At 72.4% G+C, this 17,207-nt stretch carries 20 protein-coding genes; 14 read left to right on the top strand and 6 right to left on the bottom strand.

Going from position 1 to position 17,207, the window contains the following annotated elements:
• Positions 1 to 38 precede the first annotated feature (38 nt).
• Positions 39 to 218 carry a hypothetical protein gene (locus ACI2L3_RS19195; protein WP_404753529.1) on the bottom strand — a complete coding sequence of 60 codons (180 nt, stop codon included), beginning with the start codon at positions 216 to 218 and terminating at the stop codon, positions 39 to 41.
• Positions 219 to 511: 293 nt separating this feature from the next.
• Here ACI2L3_RS19195 and ACI2L3_RS19190 point away from each other — a divergent pair, with 293 nt between their 5' ends.
• The 4 genes from ACI2L3_RS19190 to ACI2L3_RS19175 all read left to right on the top strand — a co-directional run bounded on the left by ACI2L3_RS19190 (position 512) and on the right by ACI2L3_RS19175 (position 4,464).
• A complete protein-coding gene (locus ACI2L3_RS19190; RefSeq protein WP_404753528.1) occupies positions 512 to 1,750 on the top strand; it encodes an NYN domain-containing protein in 1,239 nt (412 codons plus the stop codon).
• A 63-nt stretch (positions 1,751 to 1,813) separates the two neighbouring features.
• A complete protein-coding gene (locus tag ACI2L3_RS19185; RefSeq protein WP_404753527.1) occupies positions 1,814 to 2,848 on the top strand; it encodes an ABC transporter ATP-binding protein in 1,035 nt (344 codons plus the stop codon).
• Positions 2,849 to 2,918: 70 nt separating this feature from the next.
• A complete protein-coding gene (locus ACI2L3_RS19180; protein ID WP_404753526.1) occupies positions 2,919 to 3,743 on the top strand; it encodes an ABC transporter permease in 825 nt (274 codons plus the stop codon).
• A 34-nt stretch (positions 3,744 to 3,777) separates the two neighbouring features.
• Positions 3,778 to 4,464, top strand: coding sequence for a DUF2567 domain-containing protein (locus ACI2L3_RS19175; protein WP_404753525.1), 687 nt, complete (start codon positions 3,778 to 3,780; stop codon positions 4,462 to 4,464).
• Positions 4,465 to 4,606: 142 nt separating this feature from the next.
• Here ACI2L3_RS19175 and ybaK read toward each other — a convergent pair whose 3' ends face one another.
• The 4 genes from ybaK to ACI2L3_RS19155 form a co-directional block, all read right to left on the bottom strand.
• Positions 4,607 to 5,107: a Cys-tRNA(Pro) deacylase gene (ybaK, locus tag ACI2L3_RS19170; protein ID WP_404753524.1), complete on the bottom strand. Its 501-nt coding sequence runs from the start codon at positions 5,105 to 5,107 to the stop codon at positions 4,607 to 4,609.
• A gap of 21 nt (positions 5,108 to 5,128) precedes the next feature.
• Positions 5,129 to 5,875: an LON peptidase substrate-binding domain-containing protein gene (locus ACI2L3_RS19165; protein WP_404753523.1), complete on the bottom strand. Its 747-nt coding sequence runs from the start codon at positions 5,873 to 5,875 to the stop codon at positions 5,129 to 5,131.
• 2 nt (positions 5,876 to 5,877) lie between these two features.
• On the bottom strand, positions 5,878 to 6,879 hold the full coding sequence (locus tag ACI2L3_RS19160; protein ID WP_404753522.1) for a hypothetical protein: 1,002 nt from the start codon (positions 6,877 to 6,879) through the stop codon (positions 5,878 to 5,880).
• A gap of 172 nt (positions 6,880 to 7,051) precedes the next feature.
• A complete protein-coding gene (locus ACI2L3_RS19155) occupies positions 7,052 to 8,566 on the bottom strand; it encodes an oxidoreductase (RefSeq protein WP_404753694.1) in 1,515 nt (504 codons plus the stop codon).
• A 223-nt stretch (positions 8,567 to 8,789) separates the two neighbouring features.
• Here ACI2L3_RS19155 and hisD point away from each other — a divergent pair, with 223 nt between their 5' ends.
• The 8 genes from hisD to hisF are packed head-to-tail and all read left to right on the top strand — an operon-like array spanning position 8,790 to position 14,514.
• Positions 8,790 to 10,121: a histidinol dehydrogenase gene (gene hisD, locus ACI2L3_RS19150; RefSeq protein ID WP_404753521.1), complete on the top strand. Its 1,332-nt coding sequence runs from the start codon at positions 8,790 to 8,792 to the stop codon at positions 10,119 to 10,121.
• A complete protein-coding gene (locus ACI2L3_RS19145; protein WP_404753520.1) occupies positions 10,118 to 11,230 on the top strand; it encodes a histidinol-phosphate transaminase in 1,113 nt (370 codons plus the stop codon). The genes hisD and ACI2L3_RS19145 overlap by 4 nt, the downstream gene beginning before the upstream one ends.
• A complete protein-coding gene (gene hisB / locus ACI2L3_RS19140; RefSeq protein WP_362992372.1) occupies positions 11,227 to 11,820 on the top strand; it encodes an imidazoleglycerol-phosphate dehydratase HisB in 594 nt (197 codons plus the stop codon). The genes ACI2L3_RS19145 and hisB overlap by 4 nt, the downstream gene beginning before the upstream one ends.
• Positions 11,821 to 11,824: 4 nt before the next feature.
• Positions 11,825 to 11,989, top strand: coding sequence for a hypothetical protein (locus ACI2L3_RS19135; protein ID WP_055563286.1), 165 nt, complete (start codon positions 11,825 to 11,827; stop codon positions 11,987 to 11,989).
• A 17-nt stretch (positions 11,990 to 12,006) separates the two neighbouring features.
• Positions 12,007 to 12,648: an imidazole glycerol phosphate synthase subunit HisH gene (gene hisH, locus ACI2L3_RS19130; protein ID WP_404753519.1), complete on the top strand. Its 642-nt coding sequence runs from the start codon at positions 12,007 to 12,009 to the stop codon at positions 12,646 to 12,648.
• Complete coding sequence (priA, locus tag ACI2L3_RS19125) at positions 12,645 to 13,370, top strand: bifunctional 1-(5-phosphoribosyl)-5-((5-phosphoribosylamino)methylideneamino)imidazole-4-carboxamide isomerase/phosphoribosylanthranilate isomerase PriA (protein WP_404753518.1); 726 nt, start codon at positions 12,645 to 12,647, stop codon at positions 13,368 to 13,370. The genes hisH and priA overlap by 4 nt, the downstream gene beginning before the upstream one ends.
• Entirely contained in the window at positions 13,367 to 13,762 is a 396-nt protein-coding gene (locus tag ACI2L3_RS19120; RefSeq protein ID WP_404753517.1) for a Rid family hydrolase, read from the top strand. The genes priA and ACI2L3_RS19120 overlap by 4 nt, the downstream gene beginning before the upstream one ends.
• Positions 13,759 to 14,514: an imidazole glycerol phosphate synthase subunit HisF gene (hisF, locus tag ACI2L3_RS19115; RefSeq protein ID WP_404753516.1), complete on the top strand. Its 756-nt coding sequence runs from the start codon at positions 13,759 to 13,761 to the stop codon at positions 14,512 to 14,514. Before ACI2L3_RS19120 ends, hisF begins: the two co-directional genes overlap by 4 nt.
• A 60-nt stretch (positions 14,515 to 14,574) precedes the next feature.
• On the opposite strand, the gene ACI2L3_RS19110 is transcribed toward hisF, so the two are convergent.
• Entirely contained in the window at positions 14,575 to 15,210 is a 636-nt protein-coding gene (locus ACI2L3_RS19110) for a TIGR03085 family metal-binding protein (RefSeq protein ID WP_404753515.1), read from the bottom strand.
• Between the two features lie 82 nt (positions 15,211 to 15,292).
• Between ACI2L3_RS19110 and hisI the strand changes: the two genes are divergently transcribed.
• The gene (gene hisI / locus ACI2L3_RS19105) at positions 15,293 to 15,688 is read left to right on the top strand and encodes a phosphoribosyl-AMP cyclohydrolase (protein ID WP_404753514.1); all 396 of its coding nucleotides are present in this window, start codon (positions 15,293 to 15,295) and stop codon (positions 15,686 to 15,688) included.
• 10 nt (positions 15,689 to 15,698) lie between these two features.
• Positions 15,699 to 17,207, top strand: coding sequence for an anthranilate synthase component I (locus ACI2L3_RS19100; RefSeq protein WP_404753513.1), 1,509 nt, complete (start codon positions 15,699 to 15,701; stop codon positions 17,205 to 17,207).

The following is a 17,207-nucleotide window of genomic DNA, read 5'->3' as shown; positions in this document are numbered from 1 at the left end:
CGGATCGGGTGCGCCCCTCATGTGTGCCTGGATGTGTGTCAGTTGTGACCGAAGCGACGCTGGTGCTTACGGGCAACATCGGCAGGGCTGCCCTGAGCCTGGGCCTGCATCGGCGACTGGGCTTCGGTGGCGGACGTCTTGGCCTGCTCCTGCGCCTGCTCGGCCTGCGAGGCGCGGTTCTGTTCGCCGCCCTGCTTGCGGTTCTTGTTCTTGGCCATGGTGATCTTCCTCCTGAAGGGGATCTGGGGGCCAGGACGCGTTCAGATTCACATATGGCGACAAAGAGCGCATTTCAGAGAATTACCGTGCGTAATAAGGGCTGTGGGCGGGCGATCCGCGGATGCGCCACGCCGAAGATCGAGTTCCGGCCGTTAACCTCCGCCGGGTCGGGCAGACTCGAAGGGAACCCGCCGCGGACCCGCACCCCTGATTCGTTGTCCTTACAGGGTGTCTTCGTGGGACTTCGAGGGAACGTCCAGAGACCTCCGGGCAGGGAAAGAGGGTGGACCGCGTGGATCGCTGCATCGTCCTGGTGGACGCCGGGTATCTGCTGGGTGCCGCCGCGAGTCTCCTCGCGGGCGAACCCTCCAGGTCCACGATCACCGTCGACCACACCGCCCTCATCCAGGGCCTTCGCGAGCGCGCGGAAGCGGACACCGAGCGCCCCCTGCTGCGCATCTACTGGTTCGACGGCGCCCCCGACCGGGTCCCGCAGCCCGAGCACCGGCGGCTGCGCGTGATGCCCCGCGTGACGGTCCGGCTCGGCGCCCTGACCCGCAGCGACGGACGGTGGGCCCAGAAGGGCGTCGACGCCGCGATGCACGCCGAGCTGACCGAGCTGGCCCGCAACCGCGCCTGCTCCGACGTCGTGCTCGTCACCGGCGACGGCGACCTGCTGCCCGGAATGATGGCCGCCAAGGAGCACGGCGTCGCCGTCCACCTGTGGGCCGTGCAGGCCGCCGACGGCGACTACAACCAGTCGGAGGACCTGGTCGCCGAGGCCGACGAGCGGCGCGTGCTCGACCGGGCCTGGATCACCAAGGCCGTACGCCCCAAGGAGCTCACCGGCAGCTGCGCGCCGCCGCCCGTGCCGCGCCCCGAGATCGCCGCGATCCTCTCGGCGCCGCTGCCCGAGTCCGCGCTCGCCGCCGCCGCGCAGCGCGCCGAGGAGGAGACCTCCGACCGGCACGCCGAACCCGCGGCGAACGGCAGGCAGGCCGACGAGCACCGCATGCCCGCGGGCAAGGGCGTCCCCACCCCCAAGGACCTGGCCGCCCTGCGCGGCCCCGGCACCCAGGCCGCGCAGCACCCCACGAACGCGACGCTGCGCTGGTCCTCCGACAAGGGCTGGGTCGAGCGTCCGGGCGGCGCCGCCGAGAGCGGCGAGGCCGCCGCGCTGCCCACCCTCGCCCAGCTGACCACCGCCGAGCAGCGCTGGGCGGACCGCGAGGAGGACATCACCACCGTCGGCGGCGACCCCTACGAGGTCGGACAGGTGTTCGCGCGCCGCTGGATGGCGCGGCTCCCGGAACAGCACAACCTCCAGAAGCTGTCGACGATGTACCCGCGCATCCCGCACCGCATCGACGGCGAGCTGCTGCGCTACGCGGCACGATTCGGCCTGCTCGCGCACAAGGACGACCAGATCGACGAGCACGACCGGTACGCGATCAGGGCGGGCTTCTGGCGAGAGGTCGACGTGCGGACGACCGCAGAGCACGCGCCCGCGGCGGACCGCGCCGGTGGCTGACACCGGGCGTACCGGGCGCCCCGGGCGTCGCCCGCGCCCGCGGACCCCGTAGGCTCGTCCTTCGTGAGTACGCGCCCGGCACCGGCAGTCCGACAGGGACTCCGTCAGGAACACGGCAACGACGCCGTCTGCGCGGTGCGCGGCCTGGTGAAGACCTATCCCGCCGCCCGCGCCCGGCGCGGCAGGCCCGCGACCCCCGAGGTTCGCGCCACTGACAGCATCGATCTGACGGTCGGCCGCGGCGAGATCTTCGGCCTGCTGGGTCCCAACGGCGCCGGCAAGTCCACCCTCGTACGCCAGCTGACCGGCCTGATGCGGCCCGACAGCGGGAGCGTCGACATCCTCGGCCACGACATCGTGCGCCACCCCGAGCGCGCCGCGCGGCTCCTCGCGTACCTGGGACAGGAGTCCACCGCCCTCGACGAGCTGACCGTGTCGCTCGCCGTCGAGACCACCGGGCGGCTGCGCGGGCTCGACGTGCCGCGCGCGCGGGCCGAGCGCGACGCGGTCCTGGCTGAGCTCGGGCTCACCGAGCTGGCCTCGCGGCCGCTGAAGAAGCTGTCCGGCGGGCAGCGCAGGCTCGCCTGCTTCGCCACCGCGCTGGTGGGGGAGCGGCCGCTGCTCGTCCTCGACGAGCCGACCACCGGGATGGACCCCGTCGCGCGGCGCTCCGTCTGGAGCGCGATCGACTCGCGCCGTGCCGAGCACGGGACGACGGTCGTGCTGGTGACGCACAACGTGATCGAGGCCGAGACCGTCCTCGACCGGGTCGCCGTCCTCGACCGGGGCAAGGTCATCGCCTGTGACAGCCCGGCCGGGCTGAAGGAGAAGGTCGCCGACGAGGTGCGGGTGGAGCTGGTGTGGCGGGAGCGGGCGCCGCTGGCCGTCCCCGAAGTGGCCGCGCTCCGCTCCCTGGCCGTCGAGTCGGGGCGGCGCTGGACGCTGCGGCTCGCGCCCGACGAGGCGCGGGCCGCCGTCGCCGCGGTGACCGGCGGCGCCGCGTTCGCCGCCCTCGACGACTTCACGCTCGCCACGCCGAGCCTGGAGGACGTCTATCTCGCGTTGGGCGGGAGTGCGCAGGGGTTGATCAAGGCGTGACTCTTTCCGCGGCTCGGTGCGGCCGTTCCCGCGCCGCCGCCTGTAGGGACCAAGACGGAGGGGTTGTCCGGTGAGTGCAGTTCCCTTGGAAGCCGCCGTGCGGGCCGGCAGCGGCCCCACGGAGCAGGAGGCCGCAGGGCCGGCGCCGCTCGGGCCGCCGGCGCGGCTGTTCCCGGCGCTCTCGGCCGTCTACCGGGCGCAGCTGTCCCGGGCCAGGGTCGCCCGCATCCCCCTGCTGTTCGTGGCGACCTTCCAGTCCGTCGGCATCATGATCCTGATGCGCGGTGTCGTCGACGGGGGCGGTGAGGCGCGGGCCGTCGTCGCCGGTTCCTCCGTGCTCGTCGTCGCGTTCGTCGCGCTCAACCTGCTCGCGCAGTACTTCGGGCAGCTCCGCTCCGACGGAGGGCTCGACCACTACGCGACGCTGCCCGTGCCACCCGCCGCCGTGGTCCTCGGGGCGGCCGCCGCGTACGCCTCCTTCACGGTGCCCGGCACCTTCGTCACGGCGATCGTCGGGTGCGGGCTCTTCGGGCTGCCGTTCACCCACCTGTGGGTGCTCCTCGCGGTGATCCCGCTGGCCGGCGCCGCGCTCGCCGGGCTCGGCGCGGCCCTCGGGCTGCTCGCGCCCCGGCCGGAACTGGCCACGCTCCTCGGCCAGATGGGCATGTCGGCGGCGCTGCTGCTCGGCGTGCTGCCGGCCGAGCGCATGCCGACGCTGCTGCAGTACGCGCGCGACCTGCTGCCCTCGACGTACGGCGTGGAGGCGTTCGCCCGTACGTTCGGGCCGGATCCGGACTGGGCCGTCGTGGCCCTGGACCTGGCGGTCTGCGCGGGGGTCGGCGTGGTCTCGCTGGCAGTGGCGACCTGGGCGTTCCGCCGGGCGGCCGTCCGGTGACGCGCCGCACAGGGAGTGCTGGCACGATGTGGGGGTGACCGCACCGCTGACACCCTCCCAACCGCCGCACGACCGACCCTCGCACGACCCCTGGCAGGCAGCCGCGCAGCCGTCGGGAGCGACGTCTCCTCACGGATACGAGGAGGAGGACGGTCCCGGCATGAAGACCGAAGTGCGGCAGGCCGCGGTGATCACGGTCGCGGTGGCTGTCGGCGGCGTACTGCTCGGACTCCTGTGGATGTGGCTCGCGCCGCGGGTGCCGCTCATCTCGGACGGCAAGATGGTGTACCTCAAGGACACCGAGGGCGAGCAGGCGATAGGCGTAGACGGAACGTTTACGCTGCTCTCGCTCGGCTTCGGCCTCGTCAGCGGTGTCGTCGTCTTCCTGGTGTCAAAGCGCGGCGGGATCCCGCTCGTCGCGGGCCTCGCGCTCGGCAGCCTGTGCGGCGCGCTGCTCGCCTGGCGGGTCGGCATCTGGCTCGGACCCGAGACGGACGTCGTGGCGCACGCCAAGTCCGTCGGCAAGGGCGTCGTCTTCGATGCGCCGCTCGAACTCAAGGCGATGGGCACGCTGCTCGCCTGGCCGGTGGCCGCGCTCGCCGTGCACCTCGGCCTCACCGGCCTGTTCGGACCCCGCGACCCGGAGCCGTACCCGGCGCCCCTGCCCTACGAGGGCCCCCGGGACGACGGCTACCCCGAGGGCATGCGCCCGGGCTCCTAGCGGCCCGCCCTAGGCAGGGCGCTTCCCGTGGTTCGCCTTGCGCTTCTTCGCCCGCCACTTCCGCATGCGCGTCTTCTTCGACATGCCCTCGGTACTAGTCCCGTACGGGGCATGTGTCGAGGGCGCTTTCACGTCGTCCGGCTCACGCCCGGCCGATGGGCGCGAGGACCGCGCCGGTGAGCTCCACCAACGTGCCCGGCGCCAGTTCGACCTCCAGGCCGCGGCGGCCCGCCGAGACGCAGATCGTGGCGTGCGCCGACGCCGAGTCGTCCAGGACCGTACGCAGCTTCTTGCGCTGGCCGAGCGGGGAGATGCCGCCCCGCACATAGCCCGTGGTGCGCTCCGCGGCCGCCGGGTCGGCCATCACGGCACGCTTGCCGGAGACCGCGGCGGCCAGCGCCTTCAGGTCGAGGGAGCCCGCGACGGGCACGACGGCCACGGTGAGCTCCCCGTCGACCTCGGCGACCAGCGTCTTGAAGACCCGGTCGGGGGAGACGCCCATCGCCTCGGCGGCCTCCTCGCCGTACGAGGGGTGGGACGGATCGTGGTCGTAGGCGTGGACGGTGAACTCCGCACCGGCCGCGTTGAGGGCCACCGTCGCCGGAGTCCCCGCCGACTGCTGCTTCTTCTGCTTCTTCGCCAAAGTGCTCGCGCCTTACGTGGCTCAGTTGAGGCTGGTCGTCCCGCGCGTCAGGTCCGTCGCGGGCAGCGACGGCAGATTACGGATGATCGCGGTCTCGGAGCGAAGCGTTTTCAGCTCGTCCCGCAGCCGCGACGCGGTGTCCGGGGCCTCCAGGAGCCGCTGCTTGGTCGCGGTGTCCAGGACGGCCGCCGCGGCGACCAGATAGGACACGACGGACGGGTCGTCGGGCAGCTCGGCCCCCGTCGACAGGGAGCCCTCCCGCGCCCCTGCCAGCCGCTTCTGGTAGGAGCGGAAGGCCCGCAGGACGCCCTCGGCCAGGGCGCCCGCGCCGTCGCCCGGCTCCTCCGGCACCTCCTCGACCTCGGCGGTGAGGAAGGCCCCGGAGGCGTCGACGGAGTGGATGCGCACGCGCGTCGTACCGGTGGCGAGGACCTCGAAGCCGCCGTCGTCGCGCTCCCTGATCGTCGCCGCGCTCGCCACGCAGCCCACGGCGTGGAAGGCCTGCCGCGGATCATCGCCGAAGCCCGCCGCCGGGCCCTGGTCGGGCAGCGCCGTCGGATCGGGGAGGCCGGGCGCGCTCGGCGCGACCTCCAGGCCGTCGCGGATCGCGACGACGGCGAAGAGGCGCTGCTCCTCCTCGGGGGTCTTGAGCAGTTCTCGCATCATGGCGCGATATCGCTCCTCGAAGACGTTCAGCGGCACGACGAGGCCGGGGAACAGCACCGAGTTGAGCGGAAAGAGCGGAAGCCGGGTGGTCACGACCGGCAAGCCTAATGCTCGCCGGAGGGGTCGCGTTCGCGCGGAGTGCGCAGCGGCGTCATCGACGCCACTTCGATGCGTACGCCGTCGCGCAGCTCCAGGAACTGGCCGAGCGGATCGTCGGCCATCCGGTCCCAGGGGAACGACGTCGCGTACGGCCCGATCAGGCGCAGCTGCTCCAGCGCGTCGTCCCAGCGCTCCAGGCGGACCAGGACGTACGTGAGGAGGTTGCGGACCTCGGCGGGCCACGGGTCCCCGGCCGCGTACTCGTACGAGAGGGCGATCGCGAGGTCGGCGGCCGCGTCCAGGCGCTCGCGCGGCAGGTTCCCGGAGGGGCTGGTCAGGTAGGCGAAGGCGGCGCGCGCCGGGAGAACCTGTATCAGCGAGCCGGGCAGCGCGTCGGCCGCGGCGCGCTCGGCGAAGTCGAAGCACTCGCGGTGCGAGCCGTACCAGGCGGCGGAGAGGTACTGCAGGGCGGAGGCGTGGCAGCCGTAGTGGTACGAGGAGCGGCGCACCGCCTCCTCCCACAGCTGTTCGAAGACGGTGTGCGGGGCGTGCGTGCCCCGGGCGTGGTCGAGGGCGATCCGCCAGGGCACCGGGTCGCGCGGGTCGGCCTCGGCGGCGGCGGTGAGCAGCGGGCCCGACTCGCGCAGGAGCTCGGCGCGGGCCGGTGACTCCCAGCCCCGGACGACCGCGAGCTCCGCCTTGACAAGCAGCGCGTCCGGGTCGTGCGGGGAGGAGCCGAGCCAGTCGTCGAACCACTCGGGGCGGGAGCGGGCGAAGGCGGCGAGCCGGGTCGCGTAGCGGTCGCGGTTCTCCCACTCGGCGGCCTCGCGGGTGGTGGCGAGGACCTTCGAGGCCGGGCCGTAGTCGCCGCGGCCGGCGGCGACCAGCGCGGGGGCGAGCCGCTCGTCCGGCACGTCGAGGAGGACCTCGTCGTCCGGCGGCAGTCCGGCGGCGAGCCGCGGGGTGTGCCGGAGCATGCGGGCGGTACGGATGAAGGCACGCAGCATCCGTGCCCTCCTTTGCGCCTCAACCGGCGCCGCTCGCGCGGGCTCGCCGGTCACCGTCGTGGTTGTTCGTTGGTCGGTCGCAGGGATGACGGCCGGAGGACGGCGAAGGTTGCCCGGCGCCGCATAACGGTTCAGCCGTCGGTCACCGGTCCCGGCGGCGTTGGGCCGTGGTTCAGTTGCGGCGCAGGAGCCGGGTCGCGCCCGCCGCCACCGTGGTGGCGAGGACCCAGCCGAGCAGGATCAGCGCGGTCGAGAACCACTGCCAGCCGCCGCGCAGCTGCCAGTACGTGTCCTGGCCGAGATTGATCACGGGCAGCAGCAGGTCGAGGGCGAAGAGGGCGGGGTTCCACTGCGGGTGCTCGCCCGGCTTGATCGCCGGATGGTGGGCGCGCGAGAACGCCACCGCGCTGACCGCCCACAGCACGGCCATCCAGACGGCGGCCCGGCCCGGACGGTAGCCGTAGGCCACGGTCCAGTCCTGCGCGTACCCCCAGAGCTTCGCGGCCAGCGGCAGGGTTTCGCGGCGGCGGCGCTGCTTGGCGAGGAGGACCTCGCGGGCGTCGGCGTCCTCGCCGCCGTTGCGCAGGACGGCGGCGAGCTTCTCGTACGGCTCCGGGTTGTACTCGGCCGTGGCGGCCAGCACCCAGTCGAGGCGCTTGGAGAGCGGGAAGCTGCCCTGCGGCACGAGGTTCTCGTACGTGAACCCGCCCATCTGGAGGCCGCCGGGCCCGGGCCAGCTGGATGCCCGGTCGATGAGGTTGACGACCTTGGCGCCGGACAGCACGACCCTGCCGTGCCGCGGCGCCTCGCCGAGGAAGCGGAGCTCGGGCGTCTGGACGCGGCGCAGCGAGATCTCCTGGTCCTGCTGGAGCGTGAAGCGGGCGTGCGCGAAGTCGATGGCGTCACCGAAGCGGCCGTCGTCGAGGCGGATGCCGCCCACGCACTCGAAGTGCTGCACGCGGGTGCCGCGGACCGGCGTCGTGCCGCTGGTCTGCGGCGGATTGCCGACGGCCGCCGGGGTCAGGTACAGGGTCCGCTCGACGGTCATCTGCGGGGCGTTGAGGGCGTGCCGCCCGTACTGGTTGATCAGTCGGCTGCCGCGCAGGCTGAGCGAGACGCCGATCTTCGCGCCGCGCAGGCTCAGCATGCCGTGCGACTCCATCATCTCGGCCTGGAGGTCCTGCCCGACGGTGAGGCCGTCGCCGGTGATGGAGTGGCTGCGCCGGTCGCGGTAGACCACCGCCTGGTTCAGCAGCAGGTCGGTGCCGATGTGCGCGTCCGTGAGGCGGATGCCGTTGTGCACCCGGCAGCGCGGCAGGTGCAGATCGCCCTCGGTGTGCAGCCGGGCGGCCTCGATGCGGGGGATGGAGCAGTCGACGAGCCGCAGCGTGGCGAAGCGGGCCTCGGGGAGCAGGACCTCCTTCTCGAAGCGGCAGTGCTTCATCTCGGTGTACGGGACGACCGTGCCGCCCGCGAGGTCGAGCGGATCGGTGATCTGCACGCCCGCCAGCTTCAGCGAGGAGACCCGGCCCGCCAGCGCCGGTGGCCCGTCGAGCAGCAGCCAGCACACGATCCGCGCCCGCACGCTGCGCTCGGGGCCCCACGGATGCCCGCCGTGCGGGTCGTCGGCGGCCGGATCACCCGATCGGAGGTCGTAGACGCTGCCGTTCCGGAAGGCCTGCCACATGCCGATCTCCGCGGCGGTGAGCCCGTCCGGCGGATCGCCGGCACCGGGGTCGTCGACCACTGCTGTCGCCCTCCGTCCTGCGGTGCACGTCTCCCTCGTACACCCGTTTCATGCCCGCTGTGTGACCGGCTGAACGCCAGGGGTGAACACGGTCTTCCGTGGCTCATATCAGTCAGTGATACGGGCGACCGGCCTCGAAAGAAGGTCTGAGAGAATTGGCCATGTGATCTCTCGAATCGATCTGCGCGGCGACACCCTCACGGACTTTCCGTCGGGGGCCGCCCTGCGCGCCCTGCTGCCCCGTGCCGACTTCGACGTCGCGGCCGCCCTGGAGAAGGTGCGGCCCATCTGCGAGGACGTGCATCATCGTGGCGACGCGGCGCTGATCGAGTACGCGGAGAAGTTCGACGGAGTGCGCCTCGACCAGGTCAGGGTGCCCGCCGCGGCGCTCGCGCGGGCCCTGGACGAGCTGGACCCGCAGGTCAGGGCCGCTCTGGAGGAGTCCATCCGGCGTGCGCGCGCCGTCCACCGGGAGCAGCGCCGTGCCCCGCACACCGTCCAGGTCGTGCCCGGCGGCAAGGTCACCGAGAAGTGGGTGCCCGTCGAGCGCGTCGGGCTCTACGCCCCGGGCGGCCGGTCCGTCTACCCCTCCTCCGTGATCATGAACGCCGTCCCGGCGCAGGAGGCCGGCGTCGAATCGATGGCGCTCGCCTCCCCGCCGCAGGCCGACTTCGGCGGACTCCCGCATCCGACGATCCTCGCCGCCTGCGCCCTCCTCGGCATCGACGAGGTGTACGCGGTCGGCGGCGCCCAGGCCGTCGCGATGTTCGCGTACGGCACCGAGACCTGCGCCGCCGCGAACATGGTCACGGGCCCCGGCAACATCTGGGTCGCGGCCGCCAAGCGCTACTTCACCGGCCGCATCGGCATCGACACCGAGGCGGGCCCGACCGAGATCGCGGTCCTTGCCGACGACACCGCCGACCCGGCGCACGTCGCGTCCGACCTGATCAGCCAGGCCGAGCACGACCCGCTCGCGGCCGCCGTCCTCGTCACGGACTCCGTGGCGCTCGCGGACGCCGTCGAGAAGGAGCTGGCGCCGCAGGTCGCCGCCACCAAGCACGTCGAGGACCGGATCGTTCCGGCGCTGAGCGGCCGTCAGTCAGCGATCGTCCTGGTCGACGGTCTGGAGGAGGGCCTGCGGGTCGTCGACGCGTACGGCGCCGAGCACCTGGAGATCCAGACCGCGGACGCCACCGCCGTCGCCGGGCGCGTCAAGAACGCGGGTGCGATCTTCGTCGGCCCCTGGGCGCCCGTCTCCCTCGGCGACTACTGCGCGGGCTCCAACCACGTCCTGCCCACCGGCGGCTGCGCCTGCCACTCCTCCGGCCTCAGCGTCCAGTCGTTCCTGCGCGGCATCCACATCGTGGACTACACGCGCGACGCCCTCGCCGAGGTCGCCCACCACGTGGTGACGCTCGCCGAGGCGGAGGACCTCCCCGCGCACGGCGCCGCGATCAAGGCGAGGTTCGGATGGAAGGTGCCGAACCAGTGAGCACCGTCCGTATCGACGACCTCCCCGTCCGCGACGAGCTGCGCGGCAAGTCCCCCTACGGGGCGCCCCAGCTCGACGTGCCCGTGCGCCTGAACACCAACGAGAACCCGTACCCGCTCCCGGAGCCGCTCGTCGAGCGCATCGCCGAGCGGGTCCGCGAGGCCGCCCGCGACCTCAACCGCTACCCCGACCGGGACGCGGTCGAGCTGCGCACCGAGCTCGCGCGCTACCTCACCCGCACCGGCGGCCACGAGGTCACGCTCGCCAACGTCTGGGCGGCCAACGGCTCCAACGAAGTCATCCAGCAGCTCCTGCAGACCTTCGGCGGACCCGGCCGCACGGCCATCGGCTTCGAGCCCTCGTACTCGATGCACGGCCTGATCGCCCGCGGCACCGGCACCGGCTGGATCTCCGGCCCGCGCCACGACGACTTCACGGTCGACGTCGAGGCGGCCACCAAGGCCATCGCCGAGAACCAGCCGGACGTGGTGTTCATCACCACCCCCAACAACCCCACCGGCACCGCCGTCCCCGCCGAGACCGTCCTCGCCCTGTACGACGCCGCCCAGGCCGCCAAGCCGTCCATGGTCGTCGTCGACGAGGCGTACGTGGAATTCAGCCACGGTGCCTCGCTGCTCCCGCTGATCGAGGGGCGGCCGAACCTCGTCGTCTCGCGCACCATGTCGAAGGCGTTCGGCGCGGCCGGGCTGCGCCTCGGCTATCTCGCCGCCGCCCCGGCGGTCGTCGACGCGGTGCAGCTCGTACGCCTGCCGTACCACCTCTCGGCCGTCACGCAGGCCACCGCGCTCGCCGCCCTGGAGCACACGGACACGCTCCTCGGATACGTCGAGCAGCTCAAGGCCGAGCGCGACCGCCTCGTCGACGAGCTGCGCGCGGCGGGGTACGAGGTGACCGAGTCCGACGCGAACTTCGTGCAGTTCGGGCGGTTCACGGACTCACACGAGGTGTGGCAGCGAATCCTCGACCGGGGCGTCCTGGTCCGCGACAACGGAGTGCCTGGCTGGCTCCGGGTGACCGCCGGAACCCCCGCCGAAAACGACGCGTTCCTCGATGCGGTACGCGAACTGAAGAAGGAGCAGAGCGCATGAGCCGCGTAGGACGGGTCCAACGCACCACCAAGGAGACGTCGGTCCTCGTCGAGATCGACCTCGACGGCACCGGAAAGGTCGACGTGTCGACCGGGGTCGGCTTCTACGACCACATGCTCGACCAGCTCGGCCGCCACGGCCTCTTCGACCTCACGGTCAAGACCGAGGGCGACCTGCACATCGACTCGCACCACACCATCGAGGACACCGCGCTCGCGCTGGGCGCCGCCTTCAAGCAGGCCCTCGGCGACAAGGTCGGCATCTACCGCTTCGGCAACTGCACCGTCCCGCTGGACGAGTCGCTCGCCCAGGTGACGGTCGACCTGAGCGGCCGCCCGTATCTCGTGCACACCGAGCCCGAGAAGATGGCGCCGATGATCGGCGAGTACGACACGACGATGACCCGGCACATCCTGGAGTCCTTCGTCGCGCAGGCCCAGATCGCGCTGCACGTCCACGTGCCGTACGGGCGCAACGCCCACCACATCGTGGAGTGCCAGTTCAAGGCGCTGGCCCGCGCGCTGCGGTACGCGTCCGAGCGCGACCCGCGCGCGGCCGGCATCCTTCCGTCCACGAAGGGCGCGCTGTAAACCCATGACCGGTCTCAACACCATCCTCATCGTCGTCGGGCTCTTCCTGATCGGCGGCATCATCTCCTTCGTCAAGCAGGGCATGCCGAAGAGCCTGATCACGCTGCTCTCCATCGGCGCCGCGATGTGCCTGGCCGCGGGCATCCTGCGGCTCGACTACTGGAACTGACGGGAGGAGTACGCGACATGAGCTCTCCCAAGAAGGTCGTCGTCTTCGACTACGGCTTCGGCAACGTCCGCTCCGCCGAGCGCGCCCTCGCACGCGCGGGCGCCGACGTCGAGATCACCCGCGACTACGACACGGCCATGAACGCCGACGGCCTCCTCGTGCCCGGCGTCGGCGCCTTCGCCGCCTGCATGCGGGGCCTGAAGGAGGCGCGCGGCGACTGGATCGTCGGACGCCGCCTGGCCGGCGGGCGCCCCGTGATGGGCATCTGCGTCGGCATGCAGATCCTCTTCGCGCGCGGCATCGAGCATGGCGAGGAGACCGAGGGCCTGGACGAGTGGCCCGGCACGGTCGAGCCGCTGAAGGCCGAGATCGTCCCGCACATGGGCTGGAACACCGTCCAGGCCTCCGCCGGGTCCCCGCTCTTCAAGGGCCTCGACGACGACGCCCGCTTCTACTTCGTGCACTCCTACGCCGTGCACGACTGGACCCTGGAAGTCGCGAACCCGGCGATGCGCGCCCCGTACGTGCACTGGACCACGCACGGCGAGCCCTTCGTGGCAGCCGTCGAGAACGGCGCCCTGAGCGCCACCCAGTTCCACCCCGAGAAGTCCGGCGACGCCGGCGCCCAGCTCCTCACCAACTGGATCGGAACCCTGTGAGCACCCTCGAACTCCTTCCCGCCGTCGACGTACGCGACGGCCAGGCCGTACGCCTCGTCCACGGCGAGTCCGGCTCGGAGACCTCCTACGGCTCCCCTCTGGAGGCCGCCCTCGCCTGGCAGCGGTCGGGCGCCGAGTGGCTGCACCTGGTCGACCTGGACGCGGCGTTCGGCACGGGCGACAACCGCGCCCTGATCGCCGAGGTCGCGGGCGCCATGGACATCAAGGTCGAGCTGTCGGGCGGCATCCGCGACGACGCCTCGCTGGCGGCCGCCCTCGCCACCGGCTGCACCCGCGTGAACCTCGGCACGGCCGCCCTGGAGACCCCGGAGTGGGTCGCCAAGGTCATCGCCGAGCACGGCGACAAGATCGCGGTCGGCCTCGACGTACGCGGCACGACGCTGCGCGGCCGCGGCTGGACCCGCGACGGCGGCGACCTCTACGAGACGCTGGCGCGCCTCGACTCCGAGGGCTGCGCGCGCTACGTCGTCACGGACATCGCCAAGGACGGCACCCTCCAGGGCCCCAACCTGGAGCTCCTGCGCAACGTGTGCGCGGCCACGGACCGCCCGGTTGTCGCCTCCGGCGGGGTCTCGTCCCTGGACGACCTGCGCGCCATCTCCGAGCTGGTCCCGCTCGGCGTCGAGGGCGCGATCGTCGGCAAGGCGCTGTACGCGAAGGCGTTCACGCTGGAAGCGGCTCTCGAGGCAGTGCGGTCATGAGCGGCGTACGGCGCGTACAGAGCGGCAGCCCCTGGGAGGAGGCCTTCGGCTTCGCCCGGGCCGTCGAGGCGGGCGACCGCGTCGTGGTCGGCGGCACCACGTCCTTCAAGGGCGACATCCTGTACGGCGAGGGCGACCCCTACGAGCAGGCACGGGTGGCCATCGCCAACGCGCTCGCGGCGATCGCCGAGTTCGGGCTCGGCCCCGACTCCGTGACCGCCGTGCGGCTGCTCATCACCCACGCACGCGACGTCGACGCCGTGGGCCGTGCGCACAAGGAGGTCTTCGACTCCGTGCGCCCGGTGATGACCATGGCGGTCGTCTCCGGCTTCGTCGACTCGCGCATCCTGGTCGAAGTCGAGCTCGAGGCCTACCGAGGAGCCCCCGCATGACGCTCGCGGTACGTGTGATCCCCTGCCTCGACGTGGACAACGGCCGCGTCGTCAAGGGCGTCAACTTCCAGAACCTGCGCGACGCGGGCGACCCCGTCGAGATGGCCAAGGTCTACGACGCCGAGGGCGCCGACGAGCTGACCTTCCTGGACATCACCGCGTCGTCCGGCAACCGCGAGACCACGTACGACGTGGTCCGCCGCACCGCCGAGCAGGTCTTCATCCCGCTCACGGTGGGCGGCGGCGTGCGCACCGCCGAGGACGTCGACAAGCTGCTGCGTGCGGGCGCGGACAAGGTCGGCGTCAACACGGCGGCGATCACTCGCCCCGACCTGATCCGCGAGATCGCCGAGCGCTTCGGCCGCCAGGTCCTGGTCCTCTCGGTGGACGCGCGCCGCACGGCCTCCGGCTCCTTCGAGGTGACGACCCACGGCGGCCGCAAGTCCGCCGGCATCGACGCCGTCGAATGGGCCCACGAGGCCGCCGAGCTCGGCGCGGGCGAGATCCTGCTCAACTCGATGGACGCCGACGGCACGAAGGACGGCTACGACATCGAAATGATCTCGGCCGTCCGCAAGCACGTCACGGTCCCGGTGATCGCCTCCGGCGGCGCGGGCCGCCTCGACCACTTCCCACCGGCCATCGAAGCGGGCGCGGACGCGGTGCTCGCGGCCTCGGTCTTCCACTTCGGCGACCTGCGGATCGGCGAGGTCAAGGAGACGTTGCGGGGGGCGGGGCACCCCGTCCGGTAAGACACGTTCCGCTGCCGCCACGGCCGTCCGGCCGTGGCGGCACTGACTTCATTACGCGTCTCAGAGACCCAGCCGCTTGCTCTCGTGCAGCGTCGCGATCGCCTCCTTGTCGCCGTCGAGAGCGACGTCGGCGGCCTCCTGCCTGCCGTACGCGAACAGCAGCAGCTCGGGCGGCTCGCCGGTCACCGTCACCACCGGGACACCCCGGTGCGCCACCGCCGTCCGGCCGTCCGGGCGGCGCAGGACCAGGCCCGTCGGTGACTTGCGGCCCACCAGGCGGGCCGTGCGTTCCAGGCGGGACCACAGGGCGTCGGAGAAGACCGGGTCGAGCTCGCGCGGGGTCCAGCCGGGACGGGCGCGGCGCACGTCCTCCGTGTGGATGTAGAACTCGACGGCGTTCGACGCCTCGTCCACCTGCTTGAGGGCGAAGGGGGAGAACCGGGGCGGCCCCGTCCGGATCAGCTGGATCAGTTCGTCGTACGGCTTCGCGGCGAACTCGGCCTGCACCCGCTCCAGGCGCCCCGCGAGCTGCTTGATCAGCAGTCCGCCCGCCGCGTCGGCGCGCCGCTCGCGCACCACCACGTGGGCCGCGAGGTCACGGGTCTTCCAGCCCTCGCACAGAGTGGCCGCCTCGGGCTCCTCCGCCTCCAACAGGTCGGCGAGGAGAAGTCGTTCACGCTTCGCATGGGTCGACATACCAGCCAGCCTACGACCGTGCCACCGGTCCGCACAGTGGACGCCCATCAGAAGGGGCCGAGAAGGGCGGCACAATGGGGCCATGACCAGCGTGCCCCCGCCCAGCAGCAGCCTCGACCCGGACATCGCCGCGCGCCTCAGGCGCAGCGCCGACGGGCTCGTCCCCGCCATCGCCCAGCAGTACGACACCGGTGAGGTGCTGATGCTCGGCTGGATGGACGACGAGGCGCTGCACCGCACCCTCACCACCGGGCGCTGCACGTACTGGTCGCGCAGCCGCCAGGAGTACTGGGTCAAGGGCGACACGTCCGGGCACTTCCAGTACGTCAAGGAGGTGGCGCTCGACTGCGACGCGGACACCGTCCTCGTCCAGGTCGACCAGGTCGGCGCGGCCTGCCACACGGGCACCCGCACCTGCTTCGACACCGACGTGCTGCCCGTACTGCCCGTGCCCGGCGCGCCCGCGCCCGGTCAGTAGGGTCGCTGCCATGGACCTCGAGACCTTCCGCAAGCTGGCGACCGACCGCCGCGTGATCCCCGTCAGCCGCAAGCTCCTCGCGGACGGTGACACCCCCGTCGGGCTCTACCGCAAGCTCGCCGCCGAACGCCCCGGCACCTTCCTCCTCGAATCGGCGGAGAACGGCCGGTCGTGGTCTCGGTACTCCTTCGTCGGCGTCCGCAGTGCCGCCGCCCTCACCGTCCGCGACGGCGAGGCCCACTGGCTCGGCACCCCGCCCGTCGGCGTGCCCACCTCCGGCGACCCGCTCGCCGCCCTGCGCGCCACCATCGGCATACTGCACACCCCGCGCGACGTGGTCAGCGCCGACGGCCTGCCGCCCTTCACCGGCGGCATGGTCGGCTACCTCGGCTACGACATCGTGCGCCGCCTGGAGAAGATCGGCCCGGGGGAGCGGGACGACCTGAACCTGCCCGAGCTGACCATGCTCCTCACCAGCGACCTCGCCGTCCTCGACCACTGGGACGGCTCGGTCCTGCTGATCGCCAACGCGATCAACCACAACGACCTGGAGACGGGGGTCGACGAGGCGTACGCCGACGCGGTCGCCCGCCTCGACGCCATGGAGGCCGACCTCTCCCGGCCCGTCTCCCAGCCCCCGGCCGCCCTGCCGCCCTCCGAACTCCCCGAGTACACCGCCCTGTGGGGCGGCGAGCAGTACCAGGAAGCCGTCGAGGACATCAAGGAACGCATCCGGGCCGGCGAGGCCTTCCAGGTCGTGCCCTCGCAGCGGTTCGAGACCCCGTGCACGGCGAGCGCGTTGGACGTGTACCGGGTGCTGCGGGCCACCAACCCGTCGCCGTACATGTACCTCTTCCGCTTCGAGGGATTCGACGTGGTCGGGTCCAGCCCGGAGGCCCTCGTCAAGGTCGAGGACGGGCGCGCCATGGTCCACCCCATCGCCGGGACCCGGCACCGCGGCGCCACCCCGCAGGAGGACCAGGCCCTCGCCGACGAACTCCTCGCCGACCCCAAGGAGCGCGCCGAGCACCTGATGCTCGTCGACCTCGGCCGCAACGACCTGGGCCGGGTCTGCGAACCGGGCTCCGTCGAGGTCGTCGACTTCATGTCGATCGAGAAGTACTCCCACGTCATGCACATCGTGTCGACGGTCACCGGACAGGTCGCCGGCGGCCGCACCGCCTTCGACGTCCTCACCGCCTGCTTCCCGGCAGGCACCCTCTCCGGCGCCCCGAAGCCACGCGCGATGCAGATCATCGACGAGCTCGAACCGTCCCGCCGCGGCCTGTACGGCGGCTGCGTCGGCTACCTCGACTTCGCCGGCGACTCCGACACCGCCATCGCCATCCGCACCGCCCTGCTCCGCGACGGCACGGCATACGTGCAGGCCGGAGCGGGGGTCGTCGCCGACTCCGACCCCGTCGCCGAGGACACCGAGTGCCGGAACAAGGCCGCCGCCGTGCTCCGCGCCATCCACACGGCGAACCGGCTGCACGACCGTCCGGCCCGTGAGGGATAG

It is taken from the genome of Streptomyces sp. NPDC029674 (assembly GCF_044903205.1).
Classification (GTDB): Bacteria; Actinomycetota; Actinomycetes; order Streptomycetales; family Streptomycetaceae; genus Streptomyces.
This window is presented reverse-complemented; position numbering and strand designations above follow the sequence as displayed.

Bases quoted from the DNA above. Each gene is read 5' to 3' on its own strand.
- ACI2L3_RS19195 (WP_404753529.1), bottom strand. From the start codon at position 218: ATGGCCAAGAACAAGAACCGCAAGCAGGGCGGCGAACAGAACCGCGCC.
- ACI2L3_RS19160 (WP_404753522.1), bottom strand. From the start codon at position 6,879: ATGCTGCGTGCCTTCATCCGTACCGCCCGCATGCTCCGGCACACCCCG.
- ACI2L3_RS19155 (WP_404753694.1), bottom strand. From the start codon at position 8,566: ATGTGGCAGGCCTTCCGGAACGGCAGCGTCTACGACCTCCGATCGGGT.
- hisB (WP_362992372.1), top strand. From the start codon at position 11,227: ATGAGCCGCGTAGGACGGGTCCAACGCACCACCAAGGAGACGTCGGTC.
- ACI2L3_RS19135 (WP_055563286.1), top strand. From the start codon at position 11,825: ATGACCGGTCTCAACACCATCCTCATCGTCGTCGGGCTCTTCCTGATC.
- hisH (WP_404753519.1), top strand. From the start codon at position 12,007: ATGAGCTCTCCCAAGAAGGTCGTCGTCTTCGACTACGGCTTCGGCAAC.
- ACI2L3_RS19120 (WP_404753517.1), top strand. From the start codon at position 13,367: ATGAGCGGCGTACGGCGCGTACAGAGCGGCAGCCCCTGGGAGGAGGCC.
- hisF (WP_404753516.1), top strand. From the start codon at position 13,759: ATGACGCTCGCGGTACGTGTGATCCCCTGCCTCGACGTGGACAACGGC.
- ACI2L3_RS19110 (WP_404753515.1), bottom strand. From the start codon at position 15,210: ATGTCGACCCATGCGAAGCGTGAACGACTTCTCCTCGCCGACCTGTTG.
- hisI (WP_404753514.1), top strand. From the start codon at position 15,293: ATGACCAGCGTGCCCCCGCCCAGCAGCAGCCTCGACCCGGACATCGCC.
- ACI2L3_RS19100 (WP_404753513.1), top strand. From the start codon at position 15,699: ATGGACCTCGAGACCTTCCGCAAGCTGGCGACCGACCGCCGCGTGATC.